Source organism: Brevibacillus borstelensis (assembly GCF_037834415.1).
Lineage (GTDB): Bacteria > Bacillota > Bacilli > Brevibacillales > Brevibacillaceae > Brevibacillus > Brevibacillus borstelensis_A.
The window spans coordinates 1-24,875 of the sequence record NZ_JAUMSJ010000055.1 but is presented as its reverse complement, the minus strand read 5'-3'; the positions used below and the strand labels follow the sequence as shown (position 1 = coordinate 24,875).

Annotated in this window: 23 protein-coding genes and 1 pseudogene; 4 read left to right on the top strand and 20 right to left on the bottom strand. The window is 51.4% G+C overall.

Going from position 1 to position 24,875, the window contains the following annotated elements; genetic code table 11:
- From Q3F21_RS25630 to Q3F21_RS25600, 7 genes are all read right to left on the bottom strand, one after another.
- Window positions 1-2,166, bottom strand: a complete 2,166-nt coding sequence (locus Q3F21_RS25630; RefSeq protein ID WP_340259202.1) for a copper amine oxidase N-terminal domain-containing protein — start codon at window positions 2,164-2,166, stop codon at window positions 1-3.
- 241 nt (window positions 2,167-2,407) lie between these two features.
- On the bottom strand, window positions 2,408-3,814 hold the full coding sequence (locus Q3F21_RS25625) for a dihydrolipoamide acetyltransferase family protein (RefSeq protein ID WP_340259200.1): 1,407 nt from the start codon (window positions 3,812-3,814) through the stop codon (window positions 2,408-2,410).
- Between the two features lie 21 nt (window positions 3,815-3,835).
- Window positions 3,836-4,819, bottom strand: coding sequence for a pyruvate dehydrogenase complex E1 component subunit beta (locus tag Q3F21_RS25620; protein ID WP_340259198.1), 984 nt, complete (start codon window positions 4,817-4,819; stop codon window positions 3,836-3,838).
- A 13-nt stretch (window positions 4,820-4,832) separates the two neighbouring features.
- Window positions 4,833-5,825, bottom strand: a complete 993-nt coding sequence (locus Q3F21_RS25615) for a thiamine pyrophosphate-dependent dehydrogenase E1 component subunit alpha (RefSeq protein ID WP_340259196.1) — start codon at window positions 5,823-5,825, stop codon at window positions 4,833-4,835.
- Between the two features lie 27 nt (window positions 5,826-5,852).
- Window positions 5,853-7,274, bottom strand: coding sequence for a dihydrolipoyl dehydrogenase (lpdA, locus tag Q3F21_RS25610; protein WP_340259194.1), 1,422 nt, complete (start codon window positions 7,272-7,274; stop codon window positions 5,853-5,855).
- A gap of 195 nt (window positions 7,275-7,469) precedes the next feature.
- Window positions 7,470-8,561: a Glu/Leu/Phe/Val dehydrogenase dimerization domain-containing protein gene (locus Q3F21_RS25605; RefSeq protein WP_340259192.1), complete on the bottom strand. Its 1,092-nt coding sequence runs from the start codon at window positions 8,559-8,561 to the stop codon at window positions 7,470-7,472.
- 284 nt (window positions 8,562-8,845) lie between these two features.
- A complete protein-coding gene (locus tag Q3F21_RS25600; protein WP_340259190.1) occupies window positions 8,846-10,918 on the bottom strand; it encodes a sigma 54-interacting transcriptional regulator in 2,073 nt (690 codons plus the stop codon).
- Window positions 10,919-11,042: 124 nt separating this feature from the next.
- Between Q3F21_RS25600 and Q3F21_RS25595 the strand changes: the two genes are divergently transcribed.
- Complete coding sequence (locus Q3F21_RS25595) at window positions 11,043-11,321, top strand: DUF2627 domain-containing protein (RefSeq protein ID WP_425341303.1); 279 nt, start codon at window positions 11,043-11,045, stop codon at window positions 11,319-11,321.
- A 51-nt stretch (window positions 11,322-11,372) separates the two neighbouring features.
- Here the strand turns inward: Q3F21_RS25595 and Q3F21_RS25590 are convergent, their stop codons facing one another.
- The 8 genes from Q3F21_RS25590 to Q3F21_RS25555 form a co-directional block, all read right to left on the bottom strand.
- A complete protein-coding gene (locus tag Q3F21_RS25590) occupies window positions 11,373-12,248 on the bottom strand; it encodes a UDP-N-acetylmuramyl pentapeptide phosphotransferase (protein ID WP_340259185.1) in 876 nt (291 codons plus the stop codon).
- Window positions 12,233-12,922 (bottom strand): glycosyltransferase family 2 protein, encoded by a 690-nt coding sequence (locus tag Q3F21_RS25585; RefSeq protein WP_340259183.1) that lies wholly within the window; start codon window positions 12,920-12,922, stop codon window positions 12,233-12,235. The genes Q3F21_RS25590 and Q3F21_RS25585 overlap by 16 nt, the downstream gene beginning before the upstream one ends.
- Window positions 12,909-13,466 carry a copper transporter gene (locus Q3F21_RS25580; RefSeq protein WP_340259181.1) on the bottom strand — a complete coding sequence of 186 codons (558 nt, stop codon included), beginning with the start codon at window positions 13,464-13,466 and terminating at the stop codon, window positions 12,909-12,911. The genes Q3F21_RS25585 and Q3F21_RS25580 overlap by 14 nt, the downstream gene beginning before the upstream one ends.
- A gap of 2 nt (window positions 13,467-13,468) precedes the next feature.
- Window positions 13,469-14,638, bottom strand: a complete 1,170-nt coding sequence (gene steA, locus Q3F21_RS25575; RefSeq protein ID WP_340259179.1) for a putative cytokinetic ring protein SteA — start codon at window positions 14,636-14,638, stop codon at window positions 13,469-13,471.
- Between the two features lie 123 nt (window positions 14,639-14,761).
- Entirely contained in the window at window positions 14,762-14,938 is a 177-nt protein-coding gene (locus tag Q3F21_RS25570) for a DUF2759 family protein (protein WP_340259177.1), read from the bottom strand.
- A 128-nt stretch (window positions 14,939-15,066) separates the two neighbouring features.
- On the bottom strand, window positions 15,067-15,843 hold the full coding sequence (locus Q3F21_RS25565) for a class I SAM-dependent methyltransferase (RefSeq protein ID WP_340259175.1): 777 nt from the start codon (window positions 15,841-15,843) through the stop codon (window positions 15,067-15,069).
- Window positions 15,833-16,210: a VOC family protein gene (locus Q3F21_RS25560; protein ID WP_340259172.1), complete on the bottom strand. Its 378-nt coding sequence runs from the start codon at window positions 16,208-16,210 to the stop codon at window positions 15,833-15,835. Before Q3F21_RS25560 ends, Q3F21_RS25565 begins: the two co-directional genes overlap by 11 nt.
- 30 nt (window positions 16,211-16,240) lie before the next feature.
- Window positions 16,241-17,026, bottom strand: coding sequence for a class I SAM-dependent methyltransferase (locus tag Q3F21_RS25555; RefSeq protein WP_340259170.1), 786 nt, complete (start codon window positions 17,024-17,026; stop codon window positions 16,241-16,243).
- Between the two features lie 115 nt (window positions 17,027-17,141).
- Between Q3F21_RS25555 and Q3F21_RS25550 the strand changes: the two genes are divergently transcribed.
- Window positions 17,142-18,008, top strand: a complete 867-nt coding sequence (locus tag Q3F21_RS25550; RefSeq protein WP_340259168.1) for a LysR family transcriptional regulator — start codon at window positions 17,142-17,144, stop codon at window positions 18,006-18,008.
- On the opposite strand, the gene Q3F21_RS25545 is transcribed toward Q3F21_RS25550, so the two are convergent.
- The 3 genes and pseudogenes from Q3F21_RS25545 to Q3F21_RS25535 form a co-directional block, all read right to left on the bottom strand.
- Window positions 18,005-18,826 (bottom strand): metallophosphoesterase, encoded by an 822-nt coding sequence (locus tag Q3F21_RS25545; RefSeq protein WP_340259166.1) that lies wholly within the window; start codon window positions 18,824-18,826, stop codon window positions 18,005-18,007. The two genes, Q3F21_RS25550 and Q3F21_RS25545, sit on opposite strands and share 4 nt — an antisense overlap.
- 34 nt (window positions 18,827-18,860) lie before the next feature.
- Complete coding sequence (locus Q3F21_RS25540) at window positions 18,861-19,439, bottom strand: beta-class carbonic anhydrase (RefSeq protein ID WP_340259164.1); 579 nt, start codon at window positions 19,437-19,439, stop codon at window positions 18,861-18,863.
- A gap of 702 nt (window positions 19,440-20,141) precedes the next feature.
- Window positions 20,142-20,231 (bottom strand): annotated as a pseudogene (locus tag Q3F21_RS25535) (sporulation transcription factor Spo0A); the annotation flags it as partial.
- A 75-nt stretch (window positions 20,232-20,306) separates the two neighbouring features.
- Between Q3F21_RS25535 and Q3F21_RS25530 the strand changes: the two are divergent.
- Window positions 20,307-21,521, top strand: a complete 1,215-nt coding sequence (locus tag Q3F21_RS25530) for an IS256 family transposase (protein WP_340259160.1) — start codon at window positions 20,307-20,309, stop codon at window positions 21,519-21,521.
- Between the two features lie 302 nt (window positions 21,522-21,823).
- Here Q3F21_RS25530 and Q3F21_RS25525 read toward each other — a convergent pair whose 3' ends face one another.
- Window positions 21,824-22,858: a tetratricopeptide repeat protein gene (locus tag Q3F21_RS25525; RefSeq protein WP_340259158.1), complete on the bottom strand. Its 1,035-nt coding sequence runs from the start codon at window positions 22,856-22,858 to the stop codon at window positions 21,824-21,826.
- 526 nt (window positions 22,859-23,384) lie between these two features.
- Window positions 23,385-23,480, bottom strand: coding sequence for a hypothetical protein (locus Q3F21_RS25520; protein WP_340259204.1), 96 nt, complete (start codon window positions 23,478-23,480; stop codon window positions 23,385-23,387).
- 260 nt (window positions 23,481-23,740) lie between these two features.
- Here Q3F21_RS25520 and Q3F21_RS25515 point away from each other — a divergent pair.
- Window positions 23,741-24,815, top strand: a protein-coding gene (locus Q3F21_RS25515) for an IS3 family transposase (protein WP_340259156.1) whose coding sequence is annotated in 2 segments (ribosomal slippage) — window positions 23,741-24,295 and window positions 24,297-24,815 — 1,074 coding nt in all. Because the reading frame shifts where the segments join, the coding sequence is not laid out codon by codon here.
- Window positions 24,816-24,875: the final 60 nt, after the last annotated feature.

Below are 24,875 nucleotides of genomic sequence, written 5' to 3'. Positions count from 1 at the left end.
TTACTGGTATACGAACACGCTGGATGTTTTGGCGTCCCAGCCTACTTTGTATCCCAAATTGTCGGTTACAAAGCGGATCGGAACCATGGGCATCCCGTTTTTCAAAGTGACTGGCGCTGGAAGCGTATATTCCTGATTGCCGATATACGCCAGGGTGGAGCCGACGTTAAAGCGAATCGCCGTTTTGCCTTTTACGACCACTACCATCTGGTTGTTCCATTGAGTAGTCAACGCCATGGCTTCTTTAAAGAACTGGGCTGGAACCATCGTCGTATTTCCGCTCAAAAAAGGCGCTTCCTGCAATGGATAGACTTTTCCGCCTATCGTGAACGATTTGCCGTTCACTTTAAACAGTACAGCGTTTTGCGGAACATTTACCTGCGGCTGTTGTGACGGTTGTTGTGCCGGCTGCTTCGGCTGTTGCGGAGCAGGCTGCTGAACTGGCTGAGCCGGTTGAGGTACGCCCACTCCTACCGCACGCCCAAACAGCAAACCTCTTTCCTCAGAGCTGAAGACATTGATCGTATAGGTGTTTTTCGCTGTCGGGTTGACGATGTTGGCTGCCGCCCCGATCACGATGTTTGCTCCCGTGCCAGCGGCGATGTCTTGAGCCGGGTAAACCAGGACGTTCTGTCCGCGAACAGCTACGAAGCTGGAAGCAACGCCGTTGACAGAAACATTGCCTGGTGCAATGTATCCAGGTACTTTGTACCCAACCGGGAAGACGATTTCGATGAAGTCGCGCTGTTTCACGAGCGGAGCGCCAAACGCTTTCACCGCGATGTTGAAGCCGGTCTGCTTCCCTACGGCAGTGTTTGTCAGTGTGATTGTTGCCGTACTGTTGTTTGCCGGCGCAGTCGTTCCAGGCGTTGGCTGCGTTGGTGTCGGCGTTACAGTTCCCGTTCCGGATGCATTAATTTTGAATGATTTGGACGTAGCCGTTTTCCCGTCAACCGTCATTTTGAGCGTGTAATCCCCTGCCGCTTTCGGGTTGGTAAGCCAAGCGTTCAGGTCGATATCCACTTTCACCGTTTTGCTGGAAGAAAAATTGGACGGCGTGGCCAGCGCGATACTATTGCCGCCAAAACCGACTCTTTTTGGCGTCTTTCCGTTGATTTTGAAATCTTCCGGATTCAAATACCCCGGAATCATGTCAGACGATGGGAACTCGATAATGACATCTCTATCCGACTTCAATTCCGTCTTTCCGAAGTCAGCTTCGAAGCTGAAGCTGGTGCGAGCTCCAGCCGAACTATCCGAGAGTGACACGGTAAAGTCGCTCGCAGTGGAAGAGCTGGAAGAAGAGCCGGATTTTTTGATGTCAAATTTCTTGGATGTATAGGTGACGCCGTCCCATCTCACATCAATGGTGTATTTATCGCCAGCAGACGGGTTAGTGATTCCTGCGCTCTTGTAAAACTTGAGCGTCAACTCTTTCGTGTCTGCCGCTTTCGACGGAACCTTGATCTCAACTTTTCTGCCGGAGACTTCCACGGAATCAGGCGTGTATTTATTAATGTCGATGTCATTCTTGGTGATCTTGCTTGGCAGCATGTCCGAGCTTGGGAACGTAACGGTGATATAGTCCCCTTTGGTCAATTTGTCTTTCAGCTTAATCGGACCGATTTCATACTGGGTTTCTTTCTTTTCTGTGCTGTCGTCGATATCGACGGAGTAGTCATCGGAGCTGCCTTTTTTGCTGCTGCTGCTTCCGCTTTTAATTTTTACGCTTTCATACTCTCTATCTTCGCTCGAAGTGCTGATATCGATCGAGTATGACCCCTTGTCTTCGGGGTTCTTGATTCCATCCTTGATTTCAATGCGCAGGTCGGAACCTTTTTTCAGATTTTCGTCGACCCTGATGGTGATTTTTCTCCCGCTGGCTTTAACGCTTCTTACATCAAAGTCAGCATCGATATCGTCTTCATCGATGCCGCTGTCGATTTCAAAGCCTTTCGGAAAATCGATGTAAATACTGTCTCCGGAATCCAAAGCTTTGTCAATCGTAAAGTCAATCTTATATGTGCTTTCCTCGCCTTCCCCGTCGTCGCTTGGATCAATCGAGATACTGCTGATTGCACTGGCAGACTGCGGAGCGATGACAAACGGCGTCGACGCCAAAGCTGCAGCCAGCATAATTGGAAGTGCTTTTTTGCTCTTCTCCATGTTTTTCCTCCCATACTTCTCCTGAAATCGTATTGCTTTCCTTGCCGAAACGCTATCAGTTTACCATATTTACGAAATAGAGGGAATCTATTCGCGTAAATATTGATAATCCTGGCAGCTTCATATGGTATGACGAAACATGATGGCAAAAGGTTACAAAGCAGTTACATAAAAAAATAAAAGCCAGACCCAAGAGCATTGTCCATTCCTCTTGAATCTGGCACATCGTTGTTTTTGTTGATCAGTACAGCTTTGTATCCGGCCCAATCGCCTCCAGCTTTTGCTTCACGCTCTGCAGGAAACGGCCGCACACGAGCCCATCGAGTACCCGGTGATCCAGAGAGAGACACAGGTTTACCATTGAGCGCACGGCAATCATGTCATCGATTACTACCGGACGCTTGACAATCGACTCGACGCTGAGGATAGCCGCCTGCGACGCATTGATGATCGGCATCGACAGGACCGATCCAAACGAGCCCGTATTGTTTACCGTGAACGTTCCGCCGGACATGTCGTCCACAGACAGTTTGCCCGCTCTTGTCTTCGCCGCCAGATCCTCGATGGATTTCGCGATGCCGAGAATCGACTTCTGATCCGCATCCTTGATGACGGGCACGAAGAGCGCATCCTCGGTTGCCACGGCGATCGAGATGTTGATGTTTTTCTTGACGATGATCTTGTCTCCGGCCCAGGTGGAATTGATCATCGGGTATTCCTTGAGCGCCTCGACGACCGCCTTGATAAAGAAAGGCAGGAAAGTGAGGCTTACCCCTTCTTTTCGTTTAAATTCGTTTTTTACCTGATTGCGGAAGGCGACGAGCTTGGTCACGTCCACTTCGACCATCGTCCAGGCATGCGGTGCTTCGTGCTTGCTCTGCACCATGCGATTTGCGATCGTCCTGCGAATGGGCGTCACCGGAATCACTTGATCGCCGATGCCTACAGGTATCTCCACAGGGGCTGACGCGACAGGCAGGGAGCTTCGCACCTCCGCAGCGGCAGGCAGTACTTCTTCTACTCCAGCCGGGGCAGGCACATTTTCGGGAGCTGTCTCAGCCGGCAGTCCTCCGCGATCGATAATCGCTTGGATGTCCTTGCGTGTTACGCGTCCTTCCATGCCCGTACCCTGAACACGGGACAAATCGATTCCGTGCTCCTGGGCGAGTCGCATCACTGCCGGGGAAAAGCGTTGTTTTCCACTCTGAGCCTGTTGGCCGGTCGTGGCCGTGGCCGCCCCCGCTCCCGAGACAGTTTGCCCTGCTGGGGCAGCATGAGTGGCGAGATTGGCCGAAGAAACACTCGGTCTGCCCTCTGCCGCTTGTTCTGGAACTGCTTTTGGCTGCTGACTGATTCCAACATTTTCATGATTTACAGGGGAGTTTTTTTCGGACTGATCTGCTTCTGCTCCCTCTTCTTCGATATACAAGATCAAGGTGCCAATCGCAACCGTTTCCCCCTCGGGAACGACGATCTCCGTCACGCGTCCGGCAACAGTGGAAGGTACTTCCGCATTGACCTTATCCGTCGAAACCTCTGCGAGCGGATCGTACTTTTTGACCTGATCTCCCACTTTCACCAGCCACTTGGTAATGGTCCCCTCTGTCACGCTTTCTCCGAGCTGGGGCATTAGTACTTTTGTCGCCATGTTCAAAGGTCCTCCTTGGTTTTAAAAGTGGGCCAGGTCCCGCATTGCTTCCAAGACTTTGTCCGGATTGAGCATAAAGTACTTTTCCATTGGCGGACTGTATGGCATGGCAGGCACATCCGGACCGCACAGCCGTCTGATCGGAGCGTCGAGATCAAACAGGCAGTGCTCCGCGATGATCGCGGCCACTTCACCGCCTACGCCGCCCTCTTTGTTGTCCTCGTGGACGATCAATACTTTGCCGGTCTTGGAAGCCGCTTCGACGATCGCTTCCTTGTCGAGAGGATACAGCGTCCGCAAATCGAGCACATGCGCGCTGACGCCTTCCTGAGCCAGCTTCTCGGCTGCCTGCAGACAAAAATGAAGCGTGAGTCCGTAGGAGATGACCGTGATATCCGTACCTTCCCGCTTGACGTCTGCCTTTCCGATCGGCAGCACGTAATCCTCCTCCGGAACCTCGCCCTTGATCAGTCGATAGCAGCGCTTATGCTCAAAAAACAGGACCGGATCGTTGTCGCGGATAGCTGCCTTCAGCAAGCCTTTTGCATCGTACGGTGTGGAAGGCGCCACTACCTTTAATCCAGGTACGTTTGTAAACATCGCTTCTACCGATTGGGAATGATACAGAGCGCCGTGGACGCCTCCCCCAAACGGAGCCCGGATGGTGATCGGACATGTCCAGTCGCCATTGGAGCGGTAACGCATTTTTGCCGCTTCGCTGACGATTTGGTTTACGGCCGGCATGATGAAATCGGCAAATTGGATTTCTGCGATCGGGCGCATCCCGTACGCGGCGGCGCCAATCCCGACACCGACAATAGCCGATTCGGCGAGCGGGGTGTCAATCACGCGCTCCTCGCCAAATTCCTCGATTAGACCGACAGTGGCCCGAAAGACACCGCCCCGGACGCCGACGTCTTCCCCAAGCACAAACACATTGGAATCGCGGCGCATTTCCTCGCGCATTGCCATGGTAATCGCATCAATAAATGAGATGACTGCCATTTGGATTCCCCCCTTATTCCCCGTATACGTGGGTCAGCGTAGATTCAGGTGTCGGATAAGGCGCCTGCTCGGCATAATCCGTGGCCTCATCGACTTCCTTTTGAATACGTGCCAGAAGCTCCTGCTCCTTGGCGTCATCGAGAAGCCCTGTTTCTTTCAGATAGTTGCCAAATATGAGGATCGGATCTTTTTTCTTCGCTTCTTCCACTTCTTCGCGCGTCCGATAGGTGCGGTCATCGTCATCGCTGGAATGAGGGACGAGACGGTACATGACCGCTTCGATCAAGGTCGGCCCCTGTCCCGTGCGAGCCCGCTCCACCGCTTCCTTCGTCACGCGGTACACCTCGATCGGATCGTTTCCGTCCACGCTGACACCCGGGAATCCATACCCGATCGCACGGTCGGCCACACTCTCGCAGCCCAGCTGCTTCTTCAACGGAACCGAAATGGCGTACTTGTTGTTCTCGCAGAAAAAGATGACGGGAAGCTTATGCACGCCGGCGAAGTTTGCCCCTTCGTGAAAATCCCCCTGGTTGCTGGAGCCTTCTCCAAACGAGGTATAAACGACATGGTCTTTGTTTTGCATTTTGCCGGCCAGCGCGATCCCGACTGCATGGGGGACTTGCGTCGTCACAGGGCTGGAACCCGTAAGAATATTCCACTTTTTGCCGCCGAAGTGGCCAGGCATTTGCCGTCCTCCGCTATTCGGGTCTTCTGCCTTGGCGAATGCGGAAAGCATGCAGTCTCTTGCAGATTGGCCAAATACCAGGACTAATCCGAGATCGCGGTAGTAAGGACACAAGTAGTCCTTCCCTTTTTCCAGCGCAAAAGCAGCTCCTACCTGCGCAGCCTCCTGCCCCTGGCAGGAGATGACGAACGGCACCTTTCCCGCCCGGTTCAACAGCCACTGACGCTCATCAATTTTGCGAGCCAGCAGCATGTAATAATACATATCCAGCACTTGCGCGTCAGTCAAGCCTACTTCTTCATGCCGTTTGCTTGTCATGTTCGGATACCCTCCTCATCATTTTCGCTAGCTGTGAATTGCCTTTCCGTCTACTGCCAAAGCAGCCTCCATAATGGCCTCCGACAAAGTCGGATGGGGGTGAATGGTATGTCCGATTTCCCATGGAGTCGCGTCCAGGACGCGGGCCAGCCCCGCCTCGGAAATCATGTCAGTGACATGCGGGCCGATCATATGGACACCGAGCAAATCATTGGTCTTGGCATCAGCCACGATTTTGACAAAGCCGTCGTTTTCGCCGTGCACGAGCGCTTTTCCAAGCGGCTTGAAACTGAATTTACCCACTTTTACGTCAAAGCCCTGACTGCGGGCCTCCGCTTCGGTCAAGCCGACATTGGCAACCTCCGGACGTCCGTACGTGCATTTCGGCACCTTGGTGTAATCCAGCGGCTCCACGGCCAGACCGGCCATGTGCTCGACAGCCAGAATTCCTTCATGCGAAGCCACGTGAGCCAGCTGCAGCCCGCCGATTACATCGCCGATTGCGTAGATATGGGACTCGGCCGTCTGGAAGTGCTTGTTTACGCTGATAAAGCCGTTCTCCACCTTGATTTCCGTCGCTTCCAGACCGATATTTTCCACATTGGCCTGTCTGCCCACGGACACGAGCAGTTTTTCAGCGGAGAAGCTCTGGACGCCGCTTGCGGTTTCTGCCTGGATGGTCACCTTGCCGGCTGCCGTTTCCAGCGATTCGGACAGCACCCTGGCTCCCGTCACAATGTTTATTTTCCGTTTCTTCAACAAACGGGCCATTTCCTTGCTGATTTCCTCATCTTCAGTCGGCAAAATCCGGTCGGCGTATTCGACCACAGTGACCTCTACGCCAAAATCGCTGAGCATCGAAGCCCATTCGACACCGATCACGCCGCCGCCGACAATCACGACCGAAGTGGGAAGCTCTTCCCATTGCAGGGCCTCGTCGCTGGTGACGACGTGCTTTCCGTCAATCGTCAGACCGGGCAGTGTCCGGGGTCTGGAACCGGTAGCGAGAAGCAAGAAGCGCGGCACCAGCATTTCCTGCTCGCCAGACGGTGTTTCGATTCGAACTGCGCCTGCCTGGGGCGAAAAAATCGAGGGTCCCATGACGCGGCCAAATCCTTCGATTACCGTAATGTTGCCTTTTTTCATCAAATACTGGATGCCTTTGTGCAACTGCTCGACAATCCCTTCCTTGCGGGCCTGAATCCTCGCAAAGTCAAGGCCGATGTTGTCAGCGGTAACTCCGTATTTGTCTCCCTCTTTCAACGTGGCGAATACTTCCGCGCTTCGAAGCAGCGCCTTGGAGGGAATGCAGCCGCGATGAAGGCAGGTACCGCCCATCTTGCCCTTTTCCACGACGGCTACCTTCATTCCCAGCTGAGAAGCCCGGATGGCTGCTACGTAGCCGCCCGTTCCTCCTCCCAACACGACGAGATCATATTCCTGCGACATGTTTTCTTCCCCCTCTGATGGCAAACTGCATTGCTATTGAATCTGCCATAATCGGCAGCGGCTTGCCTGCGATAAATAACAGGCTGCTCTTAGGACTTGATCACAAAATTAGGTAAACAAAGATTATGTATACCGGAACCGCCCGCCATCCGAGCAGAAACGGTTCCGGGAAAAAGTGCTTTTGTACAAGATCGCTTACCGGTGATAAACCGTCTTTCCGTTTTGCAAAAAGGAGCTGCGCGATTTGGCAAGGCTGGCAATGCGTTCTTCGGCCATGCGATCTGCTGCCTTGTAGGAAGGCATTCCGTCGCGTTCCGCGATTTCAAACACCTTCATGATGTTGTCGTAGATCGTCTCTACCTTTTTCAGTGCGCGCTCGCGGTTGTAGCCTTGCAGCTCATCCGCCACATTGATTACGCCGCCGGCATTGATGATGTAATCGGGAGCGTAGATGATGCCCATCTCATGAATCATATCGCCATGTCGTTCTTCTTTCAACTGATTGTTGGCCGCTCCTGCAATTACTTTCGCCTTCAAAAGCGGGATCGTGTCGTCATTGATGATCGCTCCCAATGCGCATGGAGAGAAAATATCGCAATCTACGCCAAAGATCTCGTCCACGCCTACTGCCTTGGCGCCAAAATCGTTGACCGCCCGATTTACATTTTCTTCATTAATATCCGTAACGATCAAGTGTGCGCCTTCTTCGTGGAGGTGACGGCAGAGGTTGTAGGCAACATTTCCGACACCCTGAACGGCTACCACGCGGCCAGAGAGATCGTCGCTGCCGTAAGCAAGTTTCGCAGCGGCTTTCATTCCGCGATACACGCCGTAGGCAGTCACCGGAGAAGGGTTGCCGCTGGAGCCAAAGGCCGGAGATACGCCCGTCACATAATCTGTTTCAAGGTGGATCAGGTCCATATCGGCAACGGTCGTTCCTACGTCCTCGGCTGTGATATAGCGGCCATTTAACCCTTGAATGTAGCGGCCAAAAGCGCGGAACAGCTCTTCGCTCTTGTCCTTGCGCGGGTCGCCGATGATGACGGCTTTTCCGCCGCCGATGTTCAGGCCGGCCCCGGCATTTTTGTAGGTCATCCCGCGAGCGAGGCGAAGTACGTCAATGATTGCTTCTTCTTCCGTTTTGTACGGCCACATGCGCGTGCCGCCCAATGCAGGCCCCACTGTTGTATCGTGAATGCAGATGATTGCTTTCAGTCCGGAATTCTCATCCTGGCAGAAAACAAGCTGTTCGTAATCGTACTTTTGCATGTAGTCAAAGATGTTCATGAAGAAACCTCCCTAGTTTGTTCATTTGCGTCGATCGTGCTGCTTGTCTGAGGTCTCCTGTTGGAGAATTTCCCAGCAATATACCACGTTGCAATTACCGTGCCAAAAAATCCCCAGTATGAAAGCGCTTCATTTTTCTGTAGTTGCTTTTTTGGGCCTGTCCTCTATTCTGCACATTTTTGCAGGATCAAGCAATCTTTTGCATGCAAAAAATTGCAGTTATGTCTCGTTTCGACGCGATTGCTCACAATTTGATCACCGACATTCGACGGTGCTTATCTCCATCACGGATGCTCGTCGGATATCCCGCATTTGTCCAGTTTGTAGTACAAGCTGCGGATAGAGATCCCCAGCCTTTTCGCCGCCAGGGTCCGGTTGCCCTTTGCAGCGGCAAGCTCGCGCAAAATATGTGCCCGTTCCGCCTCATCCATCGCTTCCTTCAATGTCTTCCCTGTCCCTTGTTCCGTCTGCATATACGGGGATAGAGCAGTGGCCTGGGGCGTTCTTCTCTCCAAAGGCGGCAGGTGCTCGGGCAAGATGACCCTTTCTCCGAACTTCATGTGGATCATGGCCCGTCCCAGAACATTTTCCAGCTCCCTGACGTTTCCCGGCCACTGGTACGCAAGCAAAATCTGCAGAGTAGCGGTCGCAATGTCCTCCACGTTTCTGCCGTACTCCTGGTTGTACTTTCGCACCAGATGCTTGGCCAGCGGCTGAATATCCTCCAAGCGCTGGCGGAGAGGCGGTATGTAGATGGGCACGACATGAAGCCGGTAGTACAAATCTTCGCGAAAACGGCCGGACGAAATCGCGGATTCCAAATTGACATGCGTTGCCGCGATCACCCGCACATCGATTGCAATCGCCTTGGTCCCGCCGACCTTGACGACTTCCCGCTCCTGCAGAACGCGCAGCAGCTTGACCTGCATGCTCATCGACAGCTCGCCGATTTCATCGAGAAAAATCGTTCCGCCGCTGGCCTCCTCGAACAAGCCGCGCTTGCCGCCTCTTTTGGCCCCGGTAAATGCACCCTCTTCGTAGCCGAACAGCTCGCTTTCCAGCAGGTTCTCGGAAATCGCTGCGCAATTGACGCGAATAAACTGTTTATACTTGCGGCTGCTGGCATTGTGGATGGCGTGGGCAAACAGCTCCTTTCCCGTTCCGGACTCTCCTCTAAGCAGCACCGTGGCCGGAGTTAGCGCCGCTTTTTGGGCTTGTTCAAGCGCTGCCTGCATCGGCTCGCTGTACCCGATGATGTCTTCGAAGGTGTACTTAGCCTCCAGCGTCCGGATGATCCGGTGCGCTGTCTCAAGCTCTTCCGTCAAACGCTTGATTTCCGAAACGTCATGGATGACCCCGACGCTCCCCTTCAGCTCTCCGTCGACTATGACCGGGGCGACGTTTACCACCACATCCCTGCTCTTTGGTCCCAGCTTCATGTGTACGCCGCGGACCGCTTTCTTTGTTTTCAGCACCTGCATGTGCATGCTGTCCCCTTCGGAAATGTCGACGGTGGCAGGCTTGCCGATCACGTCCTGATGAGTCAAGCCAGTGATCCGCGTATACGCAGGATTGATCAGAAGACCGTTTCCTTTCGCGTCCACGACGGAAATCGCCTCGTCAGAGGAATTGATGATCGCCTGGAGCATGCTTTTTAATTCCTTCAGATCGGTTACTTCCTCCGCCAACGCCATAATATCCGTAATATCCCGGAAGATCGCGACAGCCCCTGCCACCTCGCCCCGTTCGTTTCGGACTGGTACCCGGTTGGTGATGATCCGGGTTTGATTCGGCAGGATCTGCTCCTGGTTCAGCTCCGGCTGTCCTGTCTCTAATACAATATGTAATCGGGTATTGGGTATTCGCTCTGAAACCGCAGTCCCCAATACAGCGTAGGCTTCGATGCCCATCAAGCGTTCTGCCGCTTTGTTGAAAAGAGTGACGATTCCTTGTCTGTTTACTGCGATGATGGCGTCATGGGTAGAGTTCAGCATGATTTCCCGCTCGCGCTGGTTTTGCGTCAGGGCTGCAATCAATTCGTCCCGTTCACTTATCAATTTCATGATGATGGCTGTAAATGTTCCTGGTATTAACACGGTTTTTTCCTGTTTGAGACGCAAAATTTCATCGTATGCCGCGGAGTCTCCGGTCGCCTCCAGGATCACGTCGATATCGCTCGACAAATACGGACGAAAGTCCGTTCCCACTTCAATTCCCAAAGAGCGGGCGAGGAGCAGTCCTGGCGCATCCGCCCGCTCATCCACGACAGCCACGATTTTCATCCGCTCCATGTTGCTCAGCATTTTCAAGAGCGCTGTCCCTCCCTGGCCGGCTCCAACGATGAGCAGCTTGTGCATGCAAACAAACCCTCTTTCCAGAGAATCAAACTGTTACCATTGTAACGCAAGCCGGCTGGAATGCACAGGCAGATGTTCCATTGGACAAGGAGCTACCCATCCTTTATGATGGGAAGGTAGCATGATGGAAAGGGGAGAACCACCCTTGATCGGTCAGAAACTGGTAGCATTGTTGATCATGGTCGTCCCGGCCCTGATCGCCATGTTCGGGATAAAGCTCATCCGCGATGCGTTTTTCCACTCGGCAGCATCGGAAACGGGCTTTCTCTGGGGACAGCTCGTCTTGGGCGTGCTGCTGTTTGTCATCCCGGTCCTGTTTATCGCCGGGTTCGTCCTGCATCACGACCGCAAGCGAAATCGCGTCCAACCCCGGTTTATGAAGCGCGAGCCTGAAGAGGATTAGCATGGATCGAACTACAGACGAACGCCAGAAACCGGGTGGCACCCGGTTTTTTTATTTTGTCTCCGCCGGCCGTCCCCACTCGTCCAATCGCTTGAGCCAGCGCACTTTTGCGATCACCTGCGAGAACGAAACGAACTCGGCTGCCAGATGCAGCGCCGCAAACAGCAGCAGAAGCGCTAGCTGCAAAACAAACGGAAGGGTGGTTACCAAAGCAAAGCCCGCCACAAACCCGAGGTAGTTGGCTCCCGTGTCTCCTTGCATCAGGTGGGCCCGCGCATCGTGCGGAAACAGGAGCGCGCTTGCGGTCAAGACAGGCAAAACCCAAATCCAGCAGGCCGCAGGTTTCGATGAAAGCGGCAAGCAGCAGGCAGCCACTGCGATCAGGAGCCAGAACACCTTGATCGCCCGGGCTGGCCTCAAGTCGAACAGATTCAACAAATTAGGGGTGAGAGCCAAAAGTCCAGTCCCGACAATGATGCCCGGCAGGCTGTTAAAAAGGAACAGACTGACGAGGAGGGCGGTCCCGCCTCCCCCGCATGCCTTCCACATACCGCTTGTCAAACGCCGCTCATGCCAAAGAACCCCGAGATGCCCGCGAAATCCTTTTGGCCATTTATCCGCAGAGCAGTCGTCCAGCCATCCGCACAACGCCAGGGCTAGTGACCCGGATAAAAGCAGCAAGCCTGCGAGCAATATTTCGCGGCTCCAGACCGATGCAGCACCCAAAACCAGCAGGGCGCTTTGACTGACTGCCGCGTTTGCAGCCAGCATCACGCCTCCCGCGGTAACTACCTCTTCTCCTCTGTAGTTGGTCCTGACGAGGGCCGCATTATGCAGCTTTTCCCATACGGCGCGAAAATAGAACCGATGAAACAGAAAAGGCCCGGCCATTGCCAGGACCCAGGCGCTTGTCAGGTTCGCGTCCAACGAACTCCCTCCCACCATTTTTTCCCCAATGCCTTCCCGATCTCGATGAATTCTTTTCCCCGATGCCGATAGCCTGTCCAATCATTTCCCGTTTGCCGATGAGAAAAGGGCACGGGAACTTCGGTGATGCGATACCCGCGGCGAAGCGCTTCGATCGTTAAACCGACTTCGATGCCAAAGCCTTTTTCGAATTGACCGATGCGTTCCAGCACCTGTCGTTTTACTGCCCGTTGACCGGACAACGGAGCCTCGGGAGAAAATCCGGTGAGCGCGCGTATTCCCCCTCTTGCCAGGCCCTTGGCCAGCCCCAAACCGACTTTGCGTCCAAGTGTCGGCAATACAGCGATGGCCATGTCGCACTCGTCATTTACGACGGGGGCGAGAAGCGAGTTGGCTTCCCCCGCACTCTCCCGCAAATCTCCGTCCAGAAACAAAACGACTTCTCCGCCCGACTGTCTCCATCCGGTCTGCAGCGCAGCCCCTTTCCCCAGATTGACGGGATGCCGGATTACCCGGTCAGCCCATTCCTCGGCCAGTGCCGCTGTTTGATCGCGGCTCCCGTCATCGACTACGATCAATTCGTCGCATGCAAGCCGCCGCCTTATCGCCGACAGGGTCGGTACAATCCACTCTGCCTCATTGTAAGCCGGGACGATGACACTAACTCTTTTCACGCTCCACGCTCATCTCCGCCATCAATTTTTGCACTTGATCCAAAAGCCCCCACTGCTGGGAGAAGGACTGCGGCACTTGATCCACAAACAGCCAGCGGCATTCATCCGGAAGCTGCTCCAGCCAAACCGGTTTCGTTTTTCCCAGGGCGAGAAGCGGACCATCCAGCGGAACACTCCCCTGACCGAACGGAACGATCTTAACACCTACCTGCTCGAACAATCGGACGAGCCTGCCGACCTCAAACTCCGCGGAGTGCCAAACGTAGACCTTGTTTCCCTGCATGGCGTCTGCGTAACGGACCGCCATCAGATGAGCGGCCTCTTCCTTGTTTCGTTCCATTTCGATCAACAGCCGATGCAGCTGCTGTTTCAGTTCATTGTTGCTTTTCAGCGCCTGGCTGTACCTCGTCTCCATTTTGCTCAGCACTTCCCGTTCCTCGATGGAAAACCACGAATGGCCCGTCATTCCGCCAAGCAGAATGCCGATCCCGAGACTAAAGAATACAGCCGCAAGAGAAATCAGGTGATGACGAAAAGGAATCATGCCTACCCTCCTAAAAATGCCCAGCTCCTCCACTGCATCCACCACAGCTGCATGACATGCCGGATAATGGGATGTAGAGAGAGAACGGCCATTACCGGAACAAGTGTGGCCGCAGCCAGCCACCCGGCCCAATTCCAAGACCAACGCGGCTGGTACAGTTGGCTGACTCCTTTGGCATCGATCAGCCTGGAGCCGATTTTGGTCCGTACCAGCAGCGTGCTCGCCATGCCTTTTCTTCCTTTTTCAAGAAAATCGATCATGGTCGAATGCGTTCCGATCGTCACAATCAATTTGGCTTTCTCCTCAAAGGCGAGCAGCATGGCAATGTCTTCACTCGTGCCAGGAGCAGGCAGCAAATGATAGCTAATCCCCAGTCTTTCCACACGGGCCTGCCCGGGCGCTCGTCCGTCCGGAAAAGCGTGAACAACCACCTCCGCGCCAGACAGCAATGCTTGATCTGTGACACTGTCCATATCGCCTACGATCACATCCGGGATATAGCCGTTTTCCAGCAATGCATCCGCTCCCCCGTCTACCGCAACCAGGACGGGGTTGTGATCGCGTATGTAGGAGGACAGCATGCGCAGATCTTCCCGGTAATGCCTCCCCCTGACGACAACGACGACATGGCGGTCAGCCAGCCTCGTGCGAAGGTGAGGTCTTTTCAGCGGGCGCAAAAACCACTCCTTTTCTGCACTCGCGTATCTGAGGGTATTGTCGATAAATACGGACAGGACTTCATCCAATCGGTCATTCGCTTCCTGCCACCGCTGGCTGATCTCCTTGGCGGTCATCCGTCTCAGCTCAGCTTGCCGAGACCAGCCCTTGTCGGAACAAACCCACAGCTGTTCCCTCCAGACAGCCCCAAGCCTGCCATCTATTTGATCCAATATGCTCGCGTCTCTGCTGACTGTTTCAAACAGGGGAATGCCAGCCTCCAGCAGACGTCTGGCTCCTTCCGCGGGATATGTGCCTGTCAAAAACGGGGAGAGGTTTATTACGGCTCGCACATTCGCCTTCACAAGCGCCAGAGCGGCGATCTCATCCATGTCGGCATGGTCTACGACAGCAACCTCGGATGGATTGATCCGGTTACAAAGGTTCTTCGTCTTCCGGTCTGCCGCAATCTTTGCGACGTACGAAAACCTGTGAGGCCATAGATGCTTGCCCACCTGTCCCACCTCCATGCTTAGTATGCTAAAAATTGCCGTTTGCCATGCAGCGTTTTCCAGAAAATGAAAAAGAGACCGTACGCATGCGTGCGCACAGTCTCTCGAACATATGTATCCTCTCGATTAAACGCCTTTTGTTGCAAAGTAAATGATCAAGCCATCCGCAAAGAGGAATACGGCCAGGGAAATGATTCCAAAGCCAACCGCGAATTTATTTTTCGCCCGGATCGAACGGAAAACACCCATCGCGATGAAGAACGTAAACACGAACATGAGAAAATCAAACAGATTTACCTTCATGAACTACACAACTCCTTTGGCAAAAATAAAACGTACGGGAAGACAATAGCACCTTCATTATATAGAATACCCCACACGTATACAAGTCGAATCAGGAATTGTGACGAACGATTTCACAATTATGCCATTTATCCCTTAACGCCCCTCCAAATGGTCCACCGATCCTGTTCGATGATCGGCAGCTGGCTGTCAAGCCTCTCTCTCATCAGGGAAATAAGCTCTTCCAATTCATGGTCATTCAGCTCATGAAGAATCGAGCGGCCGGTTCTGTTCCGAAGATCTCTCTCCAGCTCTCCCCAGCTGTCATACGTCTTGCGAATCTCCCATAGCTGTGTTTCAGGTGCCGGAGAAAAACCCGCTTTCTTCAATCCGGCTTGTACCTTACTCGCAGATGGGCGGTGCTTTTCTTCTTTCTTCAGCAGACGCGGAAATGCTTCAAAGAAATACCCCCGCAAATGCTCTGCCGAGGCGGGAACGATCACATCCTCCATGGTCCGATCCTGCAGGATGCATATCCCGCCCGGTGCCAAAAGCCGATACGCTTCCTCGAGAAAGCCGTCCAGGTGGTCCAGGTGGTGGATCAGGGCGCGGACGAAAACGATGTCCGCACTGCCAGCCGGAAGGCCGGTCCGGCGAGCGTCCCCAAAGTGGTAGGCGATTTGCGGCAGATGGGCGGTGTTCTCCCGGGCGGCATCCAGCATGACTTGCGAAAAATCGACTCCGATGACACTTTCTGCTCCCGACAGAGCCCAGCCGGCCGAATAGATTCCGCCTCCGCAGCCGATATCGATCACTCTTTTGCCAACGGGATTGGCCATTTGCGCCATGGTGTCCATCCAGCCTTTGTCCGCTAAACGTCCGGTATAGGAACTTCGATTTTGGGATGCGTGAAAATCAATGCTCATCGGCAGCCACCTCCATAAACTCCAGCCTGTTGCCGAAGGGATCTTCCGCAAAAAAGCGGATGACACCCGGAATTTCTTCGCTTTGTTTTACCGTCACACCTGCGTTGATCAAACGTTGACGCAGCTCCTCGCTATTTTTTACAAGAAAGGCCGGATGGGCTTTTTTGGCGGGTTGAAATGCCTCCTCCACCCCGATGTGTATCGTTTGCGGCCCGCATTGGAACCATACGCCTCCCCGCTTGCGGAGCGCTTCCGGCTTTGGCACCTCCCGCATTCCCAACAGCCCGCAAAAAAATTTGCGTGCTTCCTCTTCACAGCCGGCAGGCGCTGCCAATTGTACGTGATCGATTCCCAGCCATGTGTGCATCATCTATCTCTCCCGTCTTTGTTTGAGACTTCAGGCTTGCTTTTTGCAGGCAGCCATCCACTCATCAATTTCATGCTCGCGCACGCGGCCATTGACCAGCGCGACGCCCATATATTTCTGTATTTCCTCAGAAGCCTGCAGCAGCAGTTGTTCTACCGCTTCTTCCTGCTTCTTCGACTCCGAAGTTCGCGCTACCCATGCAGCGAACGAAAACCGTTTTTTGCGCAGCCGCTCCAGTTGGATCGCAAGACCGGACTGCTCCATGAGCGCGATCCATTCGGCCCTGGAAAGGCAGCGCACATGACTCGGGTCTCTCATCGCTTCAAAATGGTTGATAAAGCGGCCGATTTCCTCCGAGTCGGGAACGATATTGTCTATAAAGACAAAAGCACCGCCGGGGCGAAGCACACGCGATACCTCCTCGACAAAAGCAGCCGGGTTGGGAAAATGATGGGCGGCGATCCGGCAGCAGACCGCGTCAAATGACTCGCTTAGAAAAGGCAGGCGTTCGGCATCGGCCAACGTATAGCCAATGTTTCTCAAGCCCTCTTTTTGATGGGCTGCCCTCGCCGCTTCCAGCATCGGTGCGGTAAGATCCGTTGCTACCACCCACTTGCAGTGCGGAGCCAATGTCTTTGCCACATGACCTCCCCCTGTGGCGACATCCAGCACCACCCATTCCGGTTGCGGCTGAACCCATTCTATGATGAGCGGAAGATCCTCCCCTTTGGCGTGAGTCTCGCTCGTTACGTAAGCATTGGCGTTTTTGCCAAATTGCGCTTGAACTTGTTTCTTTATTTTCGCTTCCTTATCCATTACGACCACCTCCTGCCACTATCATATTCCCTTTTTTCTGCCATTTGTTATAGAATATCGATAGCAGGTTATCGACAAAACAGATAGCCAATGTTGTTCGACAGGAGGACGTCGTATGGATCTGGACAGTTTGGAGATTTTTTTGGCCATTGCCCGGCACGGCTCGCTGAATCGCGCGGCACACGCGCTTTTTTTGGCACAGTCTACGGTAACCCACAGGCTGAAGCAGCTGGAGCGGCAGGTAGGGACTCCCCTGTTTACCCGTACAAGCACCGGGGTTACCCTGACCGGTGAAGGCCGGCGCCTTTTGCCTGTCGCTGCCGGTGTGGTGGAACAGCTTCGGGCCTTTACGACTCATCGCGAGGAACGCCAGGCTCTCACGGTTGTTGCCGGAAAAGCGTTTGCCTCCTACGAACTGCCCCGCCTGCTGGGAAAGTATCGCAAGGAGCATCCGCACTTTACCTGCTACGTCCGTTCCACCTTATACGAAGAATCGATTTCTTCGCTGTTGACTGGCACCGCTGACATCGCGTTTCTCGGCCATGAGGTTTATCATCCGCACATCCATCAGGAATTTTTGCCGAGCGATCGCGTCATGCTCGTCACGTCCCCCGACCATCCATGGGTGGACTCCTTTCCCGGCCTTTCACGGTGGGGTTCGGAACCTGTGATCGCCTTTGGCAGTCAAACCGCTCCATTTCGCCAGCGGGTCGACCGGTTTCTCGCTCAGCAAGGCGTCTTCCCCAATGTAATTATGGAGCTGGACAGCTTTAGCGCCGTCATCAAGATGGTACAGCAGCAGCTCGGCGTGACCATGCTTCCCGAACGAACCGTCCAAGATGAGGTGCGTGCTGGCAGACTCGCCGCCCTCGATATTTCGAATGGCGAATTTACCCGTCCCACGCTGATTGCTTATTTGCATGCAAAAAAAGAGGACGAGGCATTCATGCCATTCGTCCAATGGATCAAACAAGTCTATTAAACAAGCGTGAGCACGGTAATTTCCGGACGGCAGAAGAGTCTCACCGGCAATATCGTCGTCCCGATCCCCCGGTTGGTGTAGACGGGCAGCTTGCCATCTCCTGCATATTGAAGCCCTTGCACGTATTTTTGCGCCATGGGCGGCGTAATCAGATGTCCCAAAAATGGCAGCCTCACTTGCCCGCCATGGCTGTGACCGGAGAGCTGCAGGGCAAAGGGATGCTTGACTGCCTCTTCGGCAAAATCAGGCTCATGGACCAGCAAAATCACTGTATCTTCCGGAGATATTCCGTTCAGTGCCTTCTGCGGATCGGGAACACCGTGCAGCGCGTTGTCCATGCCCGCCACGAACAGCGCGCCCTCTTTCTTTTGTATCTTTATGTGCTCATTTATGAGCACGGAAAAGCCGGAATCCAGCAGAGCCTGACGGACGATCAGCTGTTCTCCGTATCGCCAATCGTGATTTCCTAGAACGGCAAACTTGCCGAGAGGAGCGTGGAGTCTGGCGAGAATCGGGATGGCGGAAGACAGCAGTCTGGTGCTCTTGTCTACCAAATCTCCGGTAAAGCAGATCAGATCCGGTTGCTGCTCGTTGATCCGGTCAACGACCTTTTCCAGCTCTTCAATCCCCAGATAATGCCCCAGATGCAAATCGCTGAAATGCAGGATTCTCACACCCTTCCATTCTTCCGGCAACCCGGGAATGGCAATCGTCTGAGCGACTACCTCCATCCAGCGTCTCTCTACCTTGTAGGCATATCCAGTCGTCGCTATCCCCAGCCCGATGGCGCCGAAAAACCAGCGTATCGCTCTTTGCATAAAGGTTCTCCGGGTTACGTGCGAGTGTCTTGCATTACTTAGCCGGGTTTGCCAGCTCATATCCATCGACGACGCGATCCAGTCTTCCTGTCGTCGGGTCGATCAACAGCCCGTGAACCGGGACCTGTTTTGGCAGCAGTGGATGATTTTTAATGATTTCCACACTTTGTTTCACACTGTCCTCCACGCAGTCGAAGCCTCTCAGCCAGGAGTGCAGTCTGAGCCCGGAATTTTTAATGATACTAAACGTCTCCTCCGAGATTCCTTTTTCTTTCATCTTCGCCATCATGCGGTCGGCATTAATCACGCTCATCCCGCAATCGTAGTGTCCTACGATTACCACTTCTTCGGCATTCAGTTCGTAAATCGCGACCAAAATACTGCGCATGATACTGCCAAACGGATGGGAAACGACAGCTCCCGCGCTTTTTACGTGCTTGAAGTCTCCGTTTCGCAAATTCATCGCTTTCGGAAGCAGCTCTTCCAACCGGGTATCCATGCACGACAGCACCACTAAACGCTTGTCAGGGAATTTCGTGGTCTGAAATTTCTCGTATTCTTTATTCTCGATAAATACCCGATTGTACGCCAAAATATCGTCAATGATGCTCATTAGTCGGCACCTGCCTTTCCCAGTTTTCTCTCCATATATTTTTACATGATTTATTTCCCTGCGCAACCGTCTGGACGACAAATTCTATCTTGCTGAATGCTATTTCAACCATTCGGAAGCGAGAAAAAGACGCTCTGTACCCGGTATGAGACGCTACTTCCCGACACTTTCGATCGCACCTGTATTCCCAATATGTTTACTTTGAGGAACTGAACGGTGATGCGGGTTAGTTAATTCCGCTCATTACCTCGTACTACAAGTAATGCTTGCCTCCAAAACCGATAAAGGATGTCCGCCCAGGAGAACCCCTCCTGCAGGGCATCTTTTTCAGTTGGTTCTTTTTGCAAAGCCATTTCCAGATCATGACGAAGCCGTTTGGATCAATTTCTTATAATCGTGATACGGATATCCGGCTATTCTCAGAGCGTATTCAAACGCTTCCACATCCGGCATTTTCAAAGCTCTTGCTGTGGCGATAACAAAAAAGCGTTACCCAATCCGGGCAACGCGTTTTCATTTTCGCATTTTGCAATTCGTTCAACTCGTGGCAACGTTACTTCTTTAACATTCCCATGTACGGAGGTCATCCCACCTTTTAGGGCATAACCGTGATCAAGTTCGCGGAACGATTCCGTAAATAACGCCGTATCTGCATGAACTGAGCGGACTTGCGACCGAGTGAGCAGACAGTAGTCGTTCGGCTTAGCTTATTTTGGCCTCAATCCGCAGCTTGTCTGCGACCATCGCAATGAACTCGGAGTTCGTCGGCTCTGCCTTGGTGTTGGAAATGGTGGAGTCTGTAAAATATTCTGTGTAAACTCTCAACCTCTACACTACAATAAGGGTTAGAAAGGTTGGGAGACTTTTATGATGTCAAAAGAGCAGATCAAGCAGTGGATCAAAGAGAAAAACATGAAGTCGGTAGACGACGTGCAATCAGCGTTAAAGGATCTCTTCGCAGACACAATCCAAGAAATGCTGGAAGCTGAGATTGAGTCCTCTCTTGGATACACCAAGCATGACATGAAAAACAAGCGGACAATCAACAGCCGCAATGGGTATAGCAAGAAAACCCTCCGTTCTGAATACGGGGATATTGACATCCAAGTACCTCAAGATCGGGAGGGTGATTTTGAGCCGACCATTGTTAAAAAACATCAGTCCAATGTTACGGGGATCGAAGATCAAATTCTCGCTCTATATGCCAAAGGCGTATCCACGCGCGAGATCCAAGACCATCTGCAGCAGCTCTATGGCATTGAAGTCTCACCAACACTCATTTCCAATGTAACAAATAAAGTTGTTCCGATGATCAAAGAATGGCAAAACCGCCCCTTGCAATCGGTTTATGCTGTTGTCTTCCTAGACGCCATTCACTTTAAGGTAAAGCAAGACGGAGCTATCGTCAATAAAGCCGCTTATATGGTAATTGGTATTGACCTTGACGGTCATAAAGATGTGCTTGGGATCTGGATTGGGGAGAACGAATCGGCCGAATTCTGGCTGCATGTACTCAATGAACTGAAAAATCGTGGAGTCCAGGATATTCTCATTACGAGCGTCGATAACCTTCGCGGCTTTACGGAGGCAATTTCGGCATGCTATCCCAAGACAGAGATTCAGAAATGTATCATCCATCAAATCCGAAACTCCATCAAGTATGTTTCCTATAAGGATCTAAAAAAGATTACGTCCGAGCTGAAACCCATCTATAAGGCTCCAACAGAGCAAGCTGCCTTGGAAGAACTCGAGCAGTTTGAACAAACTTGGGGCAGTAAATATCCCTTGATGGTGCGTTCCTGGCGGAATAACTGGGACGAGATTGCCACTTTCTTTAAATACCCGCCAGAGATTCGAAAGCTGATCTATACAACCAACGTCATCGAGAGTTATCATCGACAGCTTCGAAAAGTTACAAAGGGAAAAGCCATGTTTCCCACAGACGATGCCCTTCTGAAGATGTTATATCTCGTAACCATGGATGTTCTACGAAAGTGGACGGGACGAGTCCAGAACTGGGGCCAGATTCTCTTGCAGCTATCTGTTGTCTTTGAGGATCGAGTAAAGCCGTACATCCGTTAACAAATGAAAGGCTTCATCCCCGAAGGGATTATCTTTCTTTCACCAACGTGTCAAGGGTTCGCTTCGCCTTACGCCCTTGACTCTGTTGGCTCCGAAAAAGATGTCCCAATTAGGGGGATGAAACCTTTTCATATACCGGTTGATTGAGTTTACACGAAATTCTTGACAGACCCGCAGGGTCTATACCTACACCTACCCATTTTATTTTAATGCAATACATCCAGCTTGTGCTACGTTGATACAGATGAATACTTCGCCTGTCCCAAACAAAAAATGAGGTGATTGTATCTCACCTCTGTTGCTCAAGAATCCGTTTTCTCGTATATTTTTACAATCAGTTCATAAGTCTTGTTTGCAAATTCAAGTCTATTTGGGTCTTTTTTGAAATGCTGCAATGCAAGCTTTGCGTTTTTAAGAGCTTCATCATACTGCTTGTCACAATAAAGTGTCTCCGCAAGAGCGTATTGAGTTTCTGCTAAAAGTTCATCTGTAGTGCAATCCTCTATCACCTTGTAACAAAGACGTTTTGATTCCTCTATCTGTCCTATTAAGCGATACACTTTTGCCAACTCTACTTTTGTATTGTTAATCGAATGCTTCCTGTCTGCTTCTTGGTGTAACTCAAGAGCCATTTGAAGATGTTCAAGTGCTTCTTCGTACCGACCTGTTCTTCTATAAAGTCTCCCTAAATTGAGGTCAAGAACTGCTTCTAGCTTTTCGTCTGGGATGATTTTCAGAATACCCAACACTTTCAAGAAGCTTCTCTCAGCATCCTCGAATTGTGACAACTTGTGATAACATATTCCCATTACTATGTGTATGTCTGCCCCATTATAAAGCAATTTCAACGAAACATTCAATTCTTCTGCACGTTTTAGCCATTCAATCGCTGACACATACTCATCCAGCACTCCATGCATAACACCTTTTGAATAGTATGTAAGAACCCTTTGAACTCCTCCGATTTCATGCCTATCTATCAACCGATTTGCAGTCATCAAATATGGAACTGCTTTATTGGCTTCACCAAATTGAGAGTAAAATAGCCCAATAGAGGAAAGTACCCTAACATAGTCTGTAGCATTAGATTTTTTCTCATAAGCTGTTTTAGCTAACGAAATGCTAAGAAGATACTGTTTTTCTGCTACAGCAAAGTTTTGACTTCTGTGATTAAAACGGGCATTAGCCCACCAGTAGATGCTCTTATCCTCTTCTGCAATTTGCTCTACTTCCAAACTGTCAAACTGTTTCTTAGCTTCTTCCCAATTGTTTTCCTCAATCTTGTTGACGATGTGCTGTAAGATTAGATGGGTTTCTTTCTCTGTTACATTTTCCATCAAATAATACCTCCTGACCAGTATTAGCAACTCCCTTGATTATATCCAATATTTGTCATAATTGACAAGTCATACTTTTGGAAATATAATGTAATTTACATACAAACTCTTTTACGGAGGTGTAAGAATGAGAACCCTAGCTAAAGTCCTGATTGCATCTAACATTCTGTTTACGCTCGTATTAGCTCCGCAAATATTTAATCATGATAATTCTCAGACATTAGCACCAAAGGTAATCCAGTATGGTGCTGAATGGGGAACGTAAAGAGGGAGATGAATGACATCTCCCTCTTTATCACTTCGGAACGTCATATTCATTTTCTAACGCAACGGCTTAAACACTCACTGTCAAACGCCCAATTTCGCCCCTTATGTCCTTGCAACTACAGGGGTAACCAATTTACCCTCCCCCACTATGAAACAGGCTTAGACAGCCTTTTGGAAGCCTCATGCGTTCAATTGTTTTTCCTATTCTTCCCTCAGACCTCTAAATGGTTCAATGGATTATATTTGTCGTTCTGCTCCTTCAATGCAGTTCCCCACAAGCCGGGTATTTCTTACTCTTGTCCAAATCCGTATGACGCAACATTTTTTGAAGAGTGAAAACATCCGCTCCGTTCATTATCATTCGATGAGCCATTGTGTGACGGAATGTATGTGCTGACAGTCGAACGTCCTTAAAAACCCATTCACCTTTTGAAGTCGCTTGAAAATGCACTTTATGGCGTTTGGCGTAAGCTGACTGTTGTCATGATGAATAGGCTACACTGAATTGGACAGTTCTCTTACGTTCTAGTAGATGAAAAACAAATCGATTACGAACGGAGAGAATGTCATGAGCAAAACGAGCGTCGAGCATTTACAGATGAGTTTAAGCAGCAGATGGTTCATCTCTATAAAAACGGCAAACCACGCGCGGATATTTTGAGGGAATATGATCTGAGTGCATCCGCATTTGATCGCTGGGTAAAGCAAAGCAGAACGACGGGTTCTTTTACGGAAAGGGACAATCGGACGGATGAACAGAATGAGTTCCTTCAACTTCGGAAGGAAAATCAACGTTTGAAGATGGAGAACTATTTTAAAGCAAGCAGCGCTGATCTTCGGACGAAAATAACAGTGATCCGGCAAAACGCACATAAGTACGCTGTGTCGGCCATGTGCAATATCCTTAAGGTCAATCGGAGCACCTACTATTACGAAAGTAGCCAACAGCCCTCTGCCGATGATGAAGTGGAGCAAGCGATCATCTCTATTTTTGAAGAAAATCAGCGCGTTTATGGAGCGAGAAAGATCAAAGCCATCCTCCAAGAACAAGGAATGGTGGTTTCCAGACGGCGTATGGGACGCTTGATGAAGAAAAACGGCCTTGTATCAGTCTATACGGTTGCTCCGTATAAACCACACACGTCGTCCTGTAATGATTCGCCCGTCATAGAACGAGTTGAATCGTGAGTTTGCCAAAAAAGAGCCGTTGGAAGCCATTGTGAGCGACTTGACTTGTGTTCGGGTCGCCAACAAATGGCATTATATCTGCTTGCTCGTGGACTTGTTTAATCGGGAAATCATTGGTCATAGCTGCGGAAAATACAAAGATGCCGCGCTCGTCTACCAGGCATTTGCAAGCGTAAAAGGAGACTTGCGTCGGATTCAACTTTTTCACACGGATCGTGGTAGTGAGTTTAAAAATCAAACGATTGATGAAGTGATGAACACGTTCGAAATCAAACGTTCGTTAAGTATGAAAGGCTGTCCGTATGATAATGCAGTCGCAGAGGCCACCTTTAAGCTGATCAAAGCTGAGTTCGTAAAGAATCGACAGTTTGAGTCGCTGGCACACTTAAAGCTAGAACTAGGAAAATATGTGAAGTGGTTTAACGAAACAAGAATTCACTCCACACTAGGCTATCTCAGCCCAGTAGCTTACAAAAGGCAGGCACTTAAGAAATCTGTCTAGTTTGGTGTTGACAATCCATGATTCGGAAAGACGTACTCCACCTGCCCTTTAAAGTACTTC